Genomic DNA, 13303 nt, shown 5'->3' with positions numbered 1-13303 from the left:
CGATATAATTTTGAAATGTATATTAATGAAATGACGGCCAGTTATAAGACTCCGGGTTTTATACTAACCCTTGATAATCAACGCATGCCGCCAACTTCCTACAGCAAGGAGGAAATTATCGCCTTTTGGGACACGATCAGTCGTAGCGTACGTGTGCGCCCCGGCGCGTTTTGAGGATATATTTTCGCACAGCGGAAATTAAAAGCATATCGATAATAGTAAGTGGAATGCTGTCTTGGTCGCAAGCCATCATATTGAAGTAAATCAAATATTAAAAAAAGAGGATAATATGTCTGGAATTGTTTGCCTGGGTGATGATACCACCCATGGTGGAAAGGTTATTACCGCGTCGTCGACGATGTTTATCAATGGTATTCAGGTTGCCCTGGTCGGTGATTTAGTCTCTTGCCCGACACACGGGGTCAATCCGATAAAAGAAGGCGATCCAGGAGCATCAGAAAATGGGTTAAACGTTGTTGTTAATAACTGCGTTTGTGCCTGTGGGTGCAGGGTCATTAGTTCTCACATCGAAAATACTATTGAGTCTTAATATTATGTGGCCTATCCCCAAAGTACCCGAAAAAAGTACAATTGCCAGCTTGTCATACAAGCGATGGGGGATTGTTCTTATTTCTATGTTAATATTTTTTTCTGTTTTAGGTTTTTCCTTGTGGGGGACTGAGGCATATAAGAAAGTAGTGTTTTTCCTGCTGCTCCCAGCATTTTTCATATGGTTATGTATTTTTGGCGCAGCGTTAAACCGTTATGAGCAGTCAAGGAGCGCTCTTTCTGCCTGGAAAGAGGAAACTGATAGAACTAAGGCTTTATGGCAGCACTGGAGCCGACAGCAGTTGTCAGTGGTTGGTAATGTTATTCTTACTCCTGAGGAAAAAGGGGTCGCGAGTTTTCTTGGGCCTTTGTCTGATATTCCGGCATATCCGGATAAAATCAGGCCGTTGTCACATTCCTGGGACTCCCTTCGTGTTTTGTCTGATATGATCGACAAACAGTTAGAACAACAGTATCCTGGTTATCGTAAATATTTGCATACTATTTATGTATTACAACCCTCTCGTTGGGACAAAAAGAACGTAAGTCAGATTATTCTTTCACAATGGGATCTACTTCCTGAAGTGAATTATTCCGTTGAGTGTATTGGGAAATTCCACGACAACGTTAATTTTGATGGTTTGATATTAGTCCTTAGCTTCCAATGCTGGCTGCCTGGTATACCGAAGCAATCCAGCGAGATGGTCTCTGCCCAGCTTATATCATCCTCCATTTTTTCCAGTCGACATGCTATACCGGTACTTGCCGGATTAGGCCGTGTTATGCCTGTGGAAAATGATAATCCTGAAAAAGATTTAGAAATGCTTTTTGAATACAATCGAATTGATAAGCGTGATTTACGTCATGTCTGGCTTTCTGGTCTTCCTGCTGAAATTACTTCAAAATTGATGCAGTATGCCGATCGATATCAATGGATACTCCCAACGAAACGTCCATTTCATTTAATTGATTTTTCTTTTGGTCCTCCTGGTGAAATGGCATTCCCTGTTTCACTCGCATTGTTGGTTGACGCGGCTCAAAAAACTGAAGCTAATCAATTATTAATTATTCAGGCATCACCTCAGTCCAGACTGCTTTGTTTGATTACTCGGAAACTTTACTTATGACCCAGGAAAAGCAATTACAGTCGGCACGTTATGGATTTTGGGGGTATCTTGTTTTAATCATTGGTCTTGCTGGTATAACTGCATTTTTAGTGTTTATTAATCAAGATGCCTTGCTTAAATATGGAGTGACATATCGTCAAATTTGGTCGGTGTGGGGAGGTGTATTTGGTTTTTTATTTTTAGGCACTATTTGCTCTCCTTTTTATTGGCGGTGGAAGCAAAGAAAAAAACAACTCATTTATTTACCACCGGCTTCCTCGGAACCTGAAACTAAAACAATTCCTGATGTGATCACAACCATCAGAGATTATACTGATTTAAAACAGCATCTTAATCTTCGTTACGGTCTCCTTTGGCGCCGCAAAGCCCGCCTGTTGTTGATAACCGGCGACGAAGCCGCGATAGAGCAACTGGTTCCCGGCCTGCAACAGCAGCAGTGGCTTGAAGGCAACCGTACCGTTCTGATTTACGGCGGGAGCCTGACAGCTGAACCGGACCAGGAAAAGTATACCGCGCTGCGTAAACTGCGCCGCGGACGCCCGCTGGACGCGATTGTCCGCGTCATACCGCCGTCGCTTAACCTGACGCCACAAATCAGCGACAACGATTTACGCGGGCTGGAAAAAATCAGCGAACTTCTCTGTTATTCCGCGCCGGTCTGGCTGTGGCAGCTCTGCGACAGCAAATGGTCGCAGGCCACACGTCCTGAGCAGGCGGTAGGCACAAGCTTTCCACCACGCGCAAAAGAAGACGATATTATCCGTCAGCTGGAACGGATGCTGCCGGCCCTGCGGGCGCAGGGGATGAGGCAGGTCGCTGAGAATAACAGCCACGACTTCCTGCTGCGTCTGGGTCAGCACCTCAAAGACGGCGGTATCGCCCGCCACGCTCAGCAACTGCTGCCATGGCTCTCAGTTTCTCAGCAGCGCGTTCCGCTGCGGGGGCTAATGTTCAGCCTGTCGGGGAATCAACCCGCGGAGACGTCAGAGGAAACTGCCGGAACGGAGAAGTATATCCCGGAATCACAACGCCATGCCCTGACCCTGCCGGTGACATGGCAGGGTATCGTTGACGACTGCACCCGTGTGCGTGGCCGCCGTGTCGGTATGGCGTGGGAAAGGACGCTTGCCTGGACGCTCATGACAATGACTGGCGTCTGGGGGGCGGGAACGCTGCTGTCGTTTGCGGTTAACCAGTCACAGATAGTCTCAGTTGCGCAGCAAGCCCGCGCCCTGGTAGAACACCCTTCCGTATCGGACTACCAGCTGACGGCACTCCATAACCTGCGAAACGACGCTGGTCGCCTGCTGCATAATGCTGAGGAGAGCACGCCATGGTATCAGCGCTTCGGGCTTGACCATAACCAGCAACTGCTCGACGCAATGCTGCCCTGGTATGGTGTGGCGAACAACCGCCTGATACGTGACCCGGCAAATGCCGCCCTGGTGCAAAAACTTAGCGCGCTGGCAAACACAGCCCCCAATAGCGACCAGCGGGCGCAGCTGGCGAAACCGGGCTATGACCAGCTGAAAGCCTGGCTGATGATGGCCCGGCCGGATAAAGCCGACGGTGCGTTTTACGCACAGACCATGAAAACCGTGCAGCCGACGCAGATGGGCATCTCAGCCGGTCTATGGCAAAGCCTGGCGCCGGATTTGTGGGCCTTCTTTATCACCGAGTTGCCTAAGCAGCCACAGTGGAAAATCACACCGGATGCCCAGTTGGTCAGCCAGAGCCGCCAGGTTCTGTTGCAGCAGATAGGTCGGCGTAACGCTGAAAGCACGCTGTACGAGAACATGCTCAAATCCGTGCGTCGTAACTTTGCCGATGTGTCTCTGGAAGACATGACCAGCGGTACTGATGCCCGCCGTTTGTTTACCACTGATGAAGTGGTACCGGGTATGTTTACCCGCCAGGCATGGGAAGGGGGGATTCAGCAGGCTATCGAAAAGGCCGCGAATTCTCGCCGGGATGAAATCGACTGGGTGCTGAGCGATTCCCGTAAAGCCGTATCGGCGGACCTGTCACCGGAAGCCCTGAAAGCCCGTCTGACGCAACGTTACTTCACCGATTTTGCCGGCAGCTGGCTGAATTTTCTCAACAGCCTGCAGCTTAACCCGGCAGACAACATTGCGGATGTTACCGACCAGCTGACGCTGATGAGTGACGTCCGGCAGTCGCCACTGATTGCCCTGATGAACACCCTCGCCTGGCAGGGACAGACCGGTCAGCAACGCGAAGCGCTATCGGATTCCATCATTAAATCGGCTAAAGACCTGGTCGGCGGACAGGGCAAACCCGTGATTGACCAGTCTGCGTCAGGACCGCAGGGGCCGCTGGATGACACCTTCGGTCCGCTGCTTCAGTTACTGGGCAAAAACAACGGCAGCAACGTCATGTCGGCGGACAATTCACTGAGCCTGCAGACGTATCTGACCCGTATCACCCGCGTGCGCCTGCGCCTGCAACAGGTGGCCAGCGCCTCTGATCCGCAGGAGATGATGCAGACCCTGGCCCAGATCGTGTTCCAGGGCAAAAGTGTTGATCTCACCGATACCCAGCAGTACGGCAGCCTGATTTCGGCAAGCCTTGGCGAGGAGTGGAGCGGGTTTGGCAGCACGATGTTTGTGCAGCCCCTGACCCAGGCCTGGGAGACCGTGCTTCAGCCGTCAGCGGCCAGCCTGAATGACAAATGGAGCCGCTCCGTGGTGGCGAACTGGCGCACCGCCTTTCACGGGCGTTTCCCGTTTGCTGAGAGTAAAAGCGATGTCTCTCTGCCGATGCTGGCTGAATTTGTGCGTAAGGACAGCGGGCGCATTGAGCGCTTCCTGACGACGGAACTCAGCGGTGTGCTGCACAAAGAGGGCAGCCAGTGGGTGCCGGATAAGGTCAACAGCCAGGGGCTGAGTTTTAACCCGGCCTTCCTGCGGGCCATTAACCAGCTGAGCCAGCTGTCGGACATTCTGTTTACCGATGGCAGCCAGGGCATCACTTTTGAGCTGCAGGCGCGTCCTGTACCGCAGGTGGTGGAGACGCAACTGACCATTGATGGACAACAGCTGCACTACTTCAACCAGATGGCCGACTGGCAGAGCTTCCGCTGGCCGGGAGAGACTTACAGACCGGGAACCATGCTGACCTGGACCACGGTCAACGCCGGTGCACGTCTGTTCGGGGATTACAGCGGGACCTGGGGCTTTATTCGCTGGCTGGATCAGGGCAAGTGTGCGCAGCTCGATCGCAGCCAGTGGATGATGAATTTCACTGCGCCTGATGGCCGCACCCTGCAGTGGGTGCTGCGCTCACAGCTGGGCAGCGGTCCGCTGGCGTTACTGGCGCTGCGCGGCTTCATGCTGCCGGATCAGATATTCAGCGTTGACAGTGCGGCCACCGCTCAGGCGCTGATGACCAGTGACGAAAACAGTGACATGGACGGGAGTGAAGAATGAGCACGTTACAGGATCTGGTTGACGCCTGTCAGGCAGACGAAACTCAGCTGCGGCAACAGGCGCAGGGATGGACGGAAAACTGGCTGCCCTGGCTTGCTCAGGTAAATGACATCTGTCCGGCCGGAGAAGATCCGGGATATGACGATGATTTTCAGCGTATCCGGGAGGAGGTCAATAAACTTTCCGGCATCGACACCGGGCTGATTTGCACGCTTGCCGAAAAACTGCTGACCACCACCGCCAAAGATATCCGGATTGCCACCTGTTACTGCTGGGCACGTCTGCACCAGGACGGCGAAACCGGCTTTGCCGAAGGGCTTGAACTGCTGGCGGGATTGCTGCAGCGCTATGGCGCTCAGCTTCATCCACAGCGCGAGCGGAGCCGTAAACCGGCGCTGGAGTGGCTCGCAGGCTCCCGTGTGCTTGACAGCCTGTCACTCTGGCCGGAGGTGGTGCGCGAGGATGCACGGCGCACGGCCGGAGCGCTGCTGCTGATTTGCGACAGCCTGGAGGCAGAGCCGGAAGCGTCACGTCCGGATATGAATGCCCTGTACAGCGCGCTGGTATCCCGCCTGATGAAAGCCGGTGGCGTTGATGCCGTGGTACCGCAGAACGCCGGTCACAGAGCGCAGTCACAGGCCTCACACACCACCGGGCCTGATGCGCCGGTGCTGAGTCGCATTACATCCGGTCAGGATTTACTGGCTCAGGCCCGAACCCTGACGGAGTATCTGCGTGAACAGCCCGATGGCTGGCTTGCTGCACACCGGCTGATGAAAAGCCTGCGTCATGACACGCTGAGAACGATCCCCGCGCCGGATGCTGAAGGGAAAACGCGCATCGCACCGCCGCGGGCTGACGAACGGGCCATGCTCAAACGTCTTTACCTGCAGCAGAGCTGGCTGGAGATACTGGACCAGGCGGACAGCACGTTCTCGCGTGGCGCCAACCACCTCTGGCTGGATTTGCAGTGGTATATCCATCAGGCCCTGGTGAAGTCAGGGCAGGGCGTGCTGGCCGACATCATCAGCGCCGATCTGAAAGGGCTGCTGAGCCGCCTCACCGGGCTTGAAACACTGGCCTTTAATGACGGGACGCCGTTTGCCGATGAGGTGACGCTGAACTGGATAAACCAGAGCGTGCTGGACGATATGTCCGGCTGGCGGGATGAGCCAATCAATGCCATGAGTGAAACGGGAAACGATATTCTGGCCCTTGAGCCGGAAGCGCTCGAGAAAGCGGACACTGACGGTATGGATGCCACACTCCACTGGCTGCAGATGCGTCCGGGGGCCGATTCCACAAAAGACAAATGGTTGCTGCGCCTGCTGATGGCCCGCGTGGCCGAGCAGAAGGGTAAAAATGAACTGGCGCTGCACCTTCTTGGTGAGCTTGATGGCACAGCACAGTCCATCACCCTCGGGCAGTGGACGCCGGGGCTATTATTTGAGGTCAAATCGCGCCGTCTCAGACTGCTGCGCATGAAAGCCACCCGCAGTGAAACCGATAAATCCAGACTTCAGCCGGAGATGGACCAGCTTCTGGCTGGCCTGATTGCGCTCGATCCGGCAGGCAGTGCGGTGCTTTGTGGCTAATAACACATGGCGAGCTTTTAAAACACAATTATTCAGGTTTTTATGGACGACTTAACCCTGCGTTATTACGACGCTGAAATGCGCTACCTGCTGGAAGCCGGCGAAGAGTTTGCCCGTGCGCACCCCGAGCAGGCGGCAATGCTCAATCTTGATAAAGCGGGCGCGCGCGACCCGTATGTGGAGCGCCTGTTTGAGGGCTTTGCCTTCCTGATGGGGCGGTTGCGGGCGAAGCTCGATGACGATCTGCCGGAGCTGACTGAAGGGCTGGTCAGTCTGCTATGGCCGCATTACCTGCGCACCATTCCGTCGATGTCGGTGGTGGAGTTCACGCCTGACTGGCGCGAAATGAAAGAACCGATGCGTATTGTCAAAGGCTTCGAGGTGAACTCACGACCCATCGGTGAGAAAGGGACACGCTGTCGCTACACCACCACCAGAGAGATAACCCTGCAGCCGCTGGCGCTGGAGCAGGCCCGTCTGTCGACTGACCCGGACGGACGTTCTGTCATTAGCCTGCGTTTTAACTGCAGCCTCCTTGCCGACTGGAGCCGTGTCGATCTCAGCCAGATCCCGTTTTACTTCAATGCGGACGCACCGCTGGCCTGCGCCATGCATGAAGCTTTTACCATGAACACGGCCCGTCTGTGGTTGCGCATGCCGGGTGACACAGACAGAAGACCACTGGACGGGTATTTCACCGCACTGGGGTTTGGTGATGATGACAGGCTGTGGCCGAAGGGTGACAGCAGTTTCAGCGGTTACCAGTTGCTGCTGGAGTATTTCACTTTCCGCGAGAAATTCATGTTCACCGGCCTGCGCGGGCTGGAAACTGTCACTTTTCCGGCTGAGTTACCCTGGTTTGAAATTGATGTGGTGCTGGCGAAACGCTGGGAACATGACTTCCGCTTTACCGAAAAGCATCTGCGCATGAACTGTGTGCCGGTAATTAACCTGTTCCCGCTGGAATCTGACCCGCTGACGCTCGACTCCCTGCAGACTGAGTACATGCTGCGCCCGATGCGCGTGCAGGATGGCCATACCGAGATTTATACCGTCGATTCGGTGATATCCTCGAACCAGCACACTTATGTGCCGTTCTCAAGTTTTCGCCACAAAGGCGGAATGATGCGTCATGAAGCGCCGGAATATTACTACCACACCCGCGTGCGCCGCGGTCCGTCAGGTCTGCACAATACCTGGCTTATCCTTGGCGGCGAAGCTTTTGATAACCACTCGCTACCAGAAGACGAGAGCCTCTCCCTGACACTTACCGGCACCAACGGCCAGCTACCACGGCGTGCGCTGCAGAGCACCGTGCTCGATACGGTGATGAAAACCACCTCAGTCAGTATCGCCGTGCGTAACCTCTGCGCGCCGACGCTGCCATGTTATCCCCCGGCGCAGGATCGCTTTCACTGGCGTGTGCTGAGTCATCTCGGCAGCGGGTTCCTGTCAATGATGGACAACGCAGACGTGCTGCGCGGTACCCTGGCGCTGTATGAATGGACCGACAGCGAGATGAACCGCCGCCGCCTGGAAGCCATCATTGACGTGAAGCACAGTGAAACCGAGCGCTTCGAACAGGGCTACCTTGTTCGTGGCGTGCAGATTGAAGTGACGCTGGATAGTCACGGGTTTGCCGGGCGCGGCGATATCTGTCTGTTCGGCGAGCTGCTGAGCCGCTTCTTCGCACTCTACACCGACATCTATCTGTTTAACCGCCTGATCATTTTTCTGCAACCGACCGGAGAGCGCCTGGAATGGGAAGAGAAGCACAATCGCCGTATTCCCGGCTGACCCCGCGGCTGGAAGCCAGCCTTCACCGCATTAACTTTTATCGTTTCTGTCAACTGCTGGAAAAACGGCATCCGGACCGGCCGCTGATGGGTTCGACCAGCCATCCGGCGGATGACCCGGTACGCTTTGTACCGCATCCAGGGATGGGTTTTCCGGCCAGTGAGTTGAAAGCCGTCGAATATGATGAGGATGATGAAAGCAGGCCTCCGCGCATCCGCACAACCTTTATGGGGTTGTACGGGGTCGACTCACCGCTACCTACAGCTTATATCGATGACATTACTCAGCGCCGTGAAGGGCACGACGCACTGCAGGGCTTTCTGAATATTTTTAGCCACCGCATCCTGACGCAGTTTTACCGCATCTGGCGGAAATATTCCTATCCGGCCACGTTTGAGCCGGGAGGAACAGACACCATTTCGCAGTCGCTGCTGGGGCTGGTGGGGCTGGGCATACCGGGCACCGCGAACCACATTGCCACACCGGTATCCCGCTTTCTGGCGCTGCTGGGTGTGCTGCAGCAGCCCGGAAAAACCCAGGAGGGGATGCAGGCGCTGGTGACCCTGCTGGCCCCGGAAACCACCGTGAAGGTCAGCCCGTACTGCCTTCGACCGGTAGAGGTCAGCCAGCCACTGGGTTTTTACGGTGATGACGATTTTCTTCTGGACGGCAATACGCCTCTGGGTGACGAGGCGATGGATACGGGCAGCCAGCTGCTGGTTGCGCTCACGACGGATAACGAACAGGAAGCGCAGGGCTGGAAACCGGATGGTCTGTTGTATCAGGATTTTCTGGTGATGCTGCGCGTTTATCTCGGCTGGCGCTTTAAGGCAAAGATCACCCTGACCACCCGGACCCGCCTGCTGGCCGCTCCACCGCTCGGCGAAGGCCCGTTCTGGCTGGGGATGAACGGTGTGCTGGGCGCGGAAGAGGACCATCTTCCGGACGATATTCCGCAGACATTTACGACGGAACTGGGCTATTACACGGGGCTGCAGCCCGCAACACCACAACAAGGAAACCGACGTGTTACGTACAAATTTGAGTAAAACCGCATGCTGGCTACCTGCATTACTGGCGTTCAGCCTGGCGGGTTGTGGGGTGACGCAGGGCGTCACTGATGGCACCAAATCAGCCTTCAACGCCATTTTTTACAAACAAATTAAAGAGCTGCATCTGGATTTTACCGCGCGTGAAGCGCTCAACACGGACTCCCGTGAGAGCAACTCGTTGTCTGAACCCGTAATGGTCCGTGTTTACCAGTTAAAAGATCGCAAAGCGTTCGACAAAACGGTCTACCCGCAGTTGCTCAAAGACGCCGACACTATTCTGAAAGCGGATTTGCTGGCAAGCCGTGATGTTGTAGTGAAGCCGGGCGGGGACGTGAATCTTGATATGCCAATGGAAGCCGGCGCGCAGTATGTTGCGGTGGTCGGTCTGTTCCGCCACCCGGATATGGTCAACAACACCTGGAAGCAGGTTCTCGAACGTGAAGATCTCGATCCGGATAAACCCCGTATTCTGGAAGCCGGGAATAACCACCTGACATTACAGCCGATGAAGGATGACTGATGCCACAAGGACACAACACACCCTCACTCTACGAAATGCTGTGTGGTAATTTCTCCGGCGGCCTGAGCCTCCACCAGGTCAGTGAGCAGAACCAGGTGATTTTATCGGTGCTCGATAATGTGCAGCGTGTGCTCAACTGCCGCGCCGGCACGCTGGCGCACCTGCCGGACTACGGTCTGCCGGACATGACCAAAATTCTGCAGGGCATGCCGGGTACCGCGCATGAACTAATGGGCACGCTATCGGCGGTATTGCTTAAGTACGAACCTCGGCTTAAGAAAATTGATGTGGTTCTGCTTGAGCAGGCTATTCCGGGTGAGCTGCGTTATGCGATTGATGCTGAACTCAGGGGGATTGGTCTGGTGCGTTATGGCACGGCGTTTATGCCCGAAGGCCGTGTGCTGATCCGTCACCTCAAACAGCAGCAGTATCTTGATGCCCGGACCCGCCTCTAATCTTCTGACGGACAGTAAAACCATGTCGGCAAAAGCACGATTTTTAAGAAAACTGCAGGACCAGCATCCCCGCTGTGAAGCCTTTGACACGAAGGCGGAAGCGGATATTGCGGCGTTCCGCCTGCGAATCAGCCAGCTCCAGGCGTCAATGGACACGTGGCTTGCCGGAACAGAAATCCGCACGGAAGCCACTGCCACTGTGCTGGTTGAATTTCTCATCGGCGGGAGCGCGTTTTCGGTGCCGGGTATCACCCTGCACTACGGAAAGCGAAGTATCCGGTTTACCCCCATTTTCCTGTACGGGCCGGGCGTAACCGGCTGTATTGAGGCCTGTCTGCATGCGCCGGACGCTATCCGGCCCCTGTACCGTTTGTTTATGCGCAGCGGCAGACAGAATGACTGGACCTGGTGTCCGGCTGGCGTGCAGGGCGGCGATCCTGCCCGGTTTGATGAAGAGGCATTCTTTACGATGATTGCCCCTTTGCTTCCTGAGTAAACCCTGAGCCTGACTCTGGCTCGATTTTTCCCGGAAAATGAAACATGCATGACGAACAACCCCGCCCGGTGAGAACCGGCGGCGATCCGCGTTCACTGCCTCAGTTTACGGCGCTGCGCGATGAGATGAGCAAACTGACACACCCGGCACGTCCGGACGTCGACTGGATGCAGGTGGAAAAACTGTCGCTTTCCCTGTTTGAAATCAATGGCGTTGAGCTGCAGACCGGTGCCTGGTATACCCTTGCCCGCAGCCAACTGGCGCAGGTCAGGGGGCTTAACGAAGGGCTGGCCATCCTGACAGCGATGCTGAGCTACCAGTGGGCTCAGTTCTGGCCACAGCCGGTGCCAGCCCGGGCTGAAATTCTCAATGGACTTTTTCAGCGCCTGCAGAAACTTTTTCGCACCTGGTCACTGCAGCCTGCTGATTTCACAGCCCTTGAGCTGGCTGAAAAGCAACTGCAGGCGCTGGACGACATTCTGAAGCGTCAGGAACTCAGACACGTCTGTAACCCGGCATCCCTGCTGCAGCAAATACGCAGTGCTTTAAGTCGCCTGGAAAACGGTGCTCTGCATGAGGAGACCTCCCGGGGCACTGCTTTGCCTGAGGAAGCGGTGCGACCTGCCAGCCAGCTGGTCTATGTCATCCATAAGGAGCCCGGGGTCAGGGTGCGGGTGGCAGAGATGCCAACAGTTAAAGCAAAACGGTGGCTCGTCTTTGTGGCTGGCATGGCAACCTCGCTGGTGCTGGGCGCAGCAACGGCTTTTGGGTGGCAGGTCCTGCATCAGCCGGATGAAGCCACATATACCCTGGCCGCCTCCGTAGCCCCGCTGCCAGAACCCATGACTGCCCCGCAAATCGATGCCTTCAGAAAGACGGATTACAGCCGGACAGAATCTGCCATCTGGCTTGAGCGAATAACGAATCAGGTCAACGGGGTCATGAACCAGTCGCCGGGATGGCGGCTTCGCTATGCCCAGGGACTGGTGACGCAGGCAAAAACCCTGTGGCCGGACGACCCGGCAACCCGTGAGCTGGTAAAACGCTGGGAGCAGTATCAGATGGCCCGGACGCTGCCTGCCAGCAAGCTCCAGGGCTGGAATGAGGGAATGACGCAACTTCAGGCGCTGTCGGCAAAGCTGGATGCGCTGGATCACCAGAAGGGAAAATACCTGACGGGAAGCGAGCTGAAGACGATGGTCTGGCAGATCACCCGTTCGTTTGCCAGTGCAGTACCGGCAGAAGAGCAACTGCGGCTGCTGGTTAGCGCACCGGGGGAGGGTAACACCCCCGGAGTCAGTATTGAGGAAGCTTCACGACATCTGGATTCTTTGAGCTTTATCCTTCTAACAGCGCAGTAAACTTCGCCAGCCACTGCGGATGCGCAGGCCAGGCGGGGGCGGTCACCAGGTTGCCGTCAACATGGGCCTGATCGATGCCGATACTGGCGTAATGTCCGCCGCTGAGACGGACCTCAGGCGCACAGGCCGGGTAGGCGCTGCAGGTCCGTCCCTTCAGTATGCCAGCGGCAGCGAGCAGTTGCGGGCCGTGACATACCGCGGCAATCGGTTTACGTGCGGCATCAAATGCCTGAACCAGCTTTAACACGTCCTCATTTAAGCGCAGATATTCGGGCGCTCTGCCGCCGGGGATCAGCAGGGCGTCATAATCCTGCTCTTTGACGCTGGAAAAGTCGGCGTTAAGGGTAAAACGGTGGCCGGGTTTTTCGCTGTAGGTCTGCGCACCGTCAAAATCATGGATCGCCGTTATAATGTAGTCGCCCTTCGGTTTGTCGGGGCAGACCGCATCGACCTGGTGGCCCACCATCTGTAACGCCTGAAAAGGCACCATGGTTTCGTAATCTTCAGCGTAATCACCCAACAGCATCAGGATTTTCTTGCTCATCATTCCTCACCTTTATCAACAAAGATGATTAAGATATAGCCTGGCGTGGCTGAATTGCCGGAAATAAAAAAGCCCGTCAGAGAACGGGCAACATAAGCAAGTGAATAAGTGATTCGTTATCAACGTTGTTGGAGGATAACGACGCGTATCTTACGCGGCAGTCCGGCATGCAGGTACCTGACAAATTCGGTAGGTGAAACAAGAGATTAAACATGCGTTATGGGGCATCGAAGGTCGGGTAAAGGGTATTTTCCAGAAACGCGACGAAATACCAGATTTCACCGCTAAAGATAAACCAGAAGCCAAATATAATAAGGAGTAAAATAATTATGGTGAGTATTATTTCTGTTTTTCCCAT

Annotated in this window: 13 protein-coding genes; 11 read left to right on the top strand and 2 right to left on the bottom strand. The window is 55.2% G+C overall.

Annotation, left to right across the window (positions count from 1 at the left end):
* The first annotated feature begins 15 nt into the window (after positions 1-15).
* From LDK53_RS04805 to LDK53_RS04755, 11 genes are all read left to right on the top strand, one after another.
* A complete protein-coding gene (locus tag LDK53_RS04805) occupies positions 16-174 on the top strand; it encodes a T6SS immunity protein Tli4 family protein (RefSeq protein WP_225284751.1) in 159 nt (52 codons plus the stop codon).
* 115 nt (positions 175-289) lie between these two features.
* Positions 290-550 (top strand): PAAR domain-containing protein, encoded by a 261-nt coding sequence (locus tag LDK53_RS04800; protein ID WP_071994077.1) that lies wholly within the window; start codon positions 290-292, stop codon positions 548-550.
* 4 nt (positions 551-554) lie between these two features.
* Positions 555-1676 carry a hypothetical protein gene (locus tag LDK53_RS04795; RefSeq protein ID WP_225284745.1) on the top strand — a complete coding sequence of 374 codons (1122 nt, stop codon included), beginning with the start codon at positions 555-557 and terminating at the stop codon, positions 1674-1676.
* Positions 1673-5125, top strand: a complete 3453-nt coding sequence (locus LDK53_RS04790) for an ImcF-related family protein (protein WP_225284744.1) — start codon at positions 1673-1675, stop codon at positions 5123-5125. Before LDK53_RS04795 ends, LDK53_RS04790 begins: the two co-directional genes overlap by 4 nt.
* Positions 5122-6720 carry a type VI secretion system protein TssA gene (gene tssA, locus LDK53_RS04785; protein WP_225284743.1) on the top strand — a complete coding sequence of 533 codons (1599 nt, stop codon included), beginning with the start codon at positions 5122-5124 and terminating at the stop codon, positions 6718-6720. The genes LDK53_RS04790 and tssA overlap by 4 nt, the downstream gene beginning before the upstream one ends.
* Before the next feature lie 42 nt (positions 6721-6762).
* Positions 6763-8517 (top strand): type VI secretion system baseplate subunit TssF, encoded by a 1755-nt coding sequence (gene tssF / locus LDK53_RS04780; protein ID WP_225284737.1) that lies wholly within the window; start codon positions 6763-6765, stop codon positions 8515-8517.
* Positions 8481-9566 carry a type VI secretion system baseplate subunit TssG gene (gene tssG / locus LDK53_RS04775; protein ID WP_225284736.1) on the top strand — a complete coding sequence of 362 codons (1086 nt, stop codon included), beginning with the start codon at positions 8481-8483 and terminating at the stop codon, positions 9564-9566. The genes tssF and tssG overlap by 37 nt, the downstream gene beginning before the upstream one ends.
* Positions 9544-10089, top strand: coding sequence for a type VI secretion system lipoprotein TssJ (tssJ, locus tag LDK53_RS04770; RefSeq protein WP_225284735.1), 546 nt, complete (start codon positions 9544-9546; stop codon positions 10087-10089). The genes tssG and tssJ overlap by 23 nt, the downstream gene beginning before the upstream one ends.
* Positions 10089-10544 carry a type VI secretion system baseplate subunit TssE gene (gene tssE / locus LDK53_RS04765; RefSeq protein ID WP_225284734.1) on the top strand — a complete coding sequence of 152 codons (456 nt, stop codon included), beginning with the start codon at positions 10089-10091 and terminating at the stop codon, positions 10542-10544. The genes tssJ and tssE overlap by 1 nt, the downstream gene beginning before the upstream one ends.
* Positions 10525-11040: a hypothetical protein gene (locus LDK53_RS04760; RefSeq protein WP_225284733.1), complete on the top strand. Its 516-nt coding sequence runs from the start codon at positions 10525-10527 to the stop codon at positions 11038-11040. Before tssE ends, LDK53_RS04760 begins: the two co-directional genes overlap by 20 nt.
* Before the next feature lie 44 nt (positions 11041-11084).
* Complete coding sequence (locus LDK53_RS04755; protein WP_225284731.1) at positions 11085-12401, top strand: VasL domain-containing protein; 1317 nt, start codon at positions 11085-11087, stop codon at positions 12399-12401.
* Here the strand turns inward: LDK53_RS04755 and LDK53_RS04750 are convergent.
* Both LDK53_RS04750 and LDK53_RS04745 read right to left on the bottom strand, forming a co-directional pair.
* Positions 12379-12945 carry a DJ-1/PfpI family protein gene (locus LDK53_RS04750; RefSeq protein WP_225284750.1) on the bottom strand — a complete coding sequence of 189 codons (567 nt, stop codon included), beginning with the start codon at positions 12943-12945 and terminating at the stop codon, positions 12379-12381. The genes LDK53_RS04755 and LDK53_RS04750 overlap by 23 nt on opposite strands.
* Before the next feature lie 217 nt (positions 12946-13162).
* Positions 13163-13303, bottom strand: coding sequence for an Ecr family regulatory small membrane protein (locus LDK53_RS04745; RefSeq protein WP_032672643.1), 141 nt, complete (start codon positions 13301-13303; stop codon positions 13163-13165).

The sequence above is a fragment of the Enterobacter sp. K16B genome (assembly GCF_020216105.1).
Taxonomy (GTDB): Bacteria; Pseudomonadota; Gammaproteobacteria; order Enterobacterales; family Enterobacteriaceae; genus Enterobacter; species Enterobacter sichuanensis.
The sequence above is the reverse complement of the archived record's forward strand: the minus strand, read 5'-3'. Positions and strand labels throughout refer to the sequence as shown.

Bases quoted from the DNA above. Each gene is read 5' to 3' on its own strand.
- LDK53_RS04795 (WP_225284745.1), top strand. From the start codon at position 555: ATGTGGCCTATCCCCAAAGTACCCGAAAAAAGTACAATTGCCAGCTTG.
- tssE (WP_225284734.1), top strand. From the start codon at position 10,089: ATGCCACAAGGACACAACACACCCTCACTCTACGAAATGCTGTGTGGT.
- LDK53_RS04805 (WP_225284751.1), top strand. From the start codon at position 16: ATGTATATTAATGAAATGACGGCCAGTTATAAGACTCCGGGTTTTATA.
- LDK53_RS04790 (WP_225284744.1), top strand. From the start codon at position 1,673: ATGACCCAGGAAAAGCAATTACAGTCGGCACGTTATGGATTTTGGGGG.
- LDK53_RS04750 (WP_225284750.1), bottom strand. From the start codon at position 12,945: ATGAGCAAGAAAATCCTGATGCTGTTGGGTGATTACGCTGAAGATTAC.
- LDK53_RS04755 (WP_225284731.1), top strand. From the start codon at position 11,085: ATGCATGACGAACAACCCCGCCCGGTGAGAACCGGCGGCGATCCGCGT.
- tssG (WP_225284736.1), top strand. From the start codon at position 8,481: ATGGGAAGAGAAGCACAATCGCCGTATTCCCGGCTGACCCCGCGGCTG.
- LDK53_RS04745 (WP_032672643.1), bottom strand. From the start codon at position 13,303: ATGGGAAAAACAGAAATAATACTCACCATAATTATTTTACTCCTTATT.
- LDK53_RS04760 (WP_225284733.1), top strand. From the start codon at position 10,525: ATGCCCGGACCCGCCTCTAATCTTCTGACGGACAGTAAAACCATGTCG.
- tssF (WP_225284737.1), top strand. From the start codon at position 6,763: ATGGACGACTTAACCCTGCGTTATTACGACGCTGAAATGCGCTACCTG.
- tssA (WP_225284743.1), top strand. From the start codon at position 5,122: ATGAGCACGTTACAGGATCTGGTTGACGCCTGTCAGGCAGACGAAACT.
- LDK53_RS04800 (WP_071994077.1), top strand. From the start codon at position 290: ATGTCTGGAATTGTTTGCCTGGGTGATGATACCACCCATGGTGGAAAG.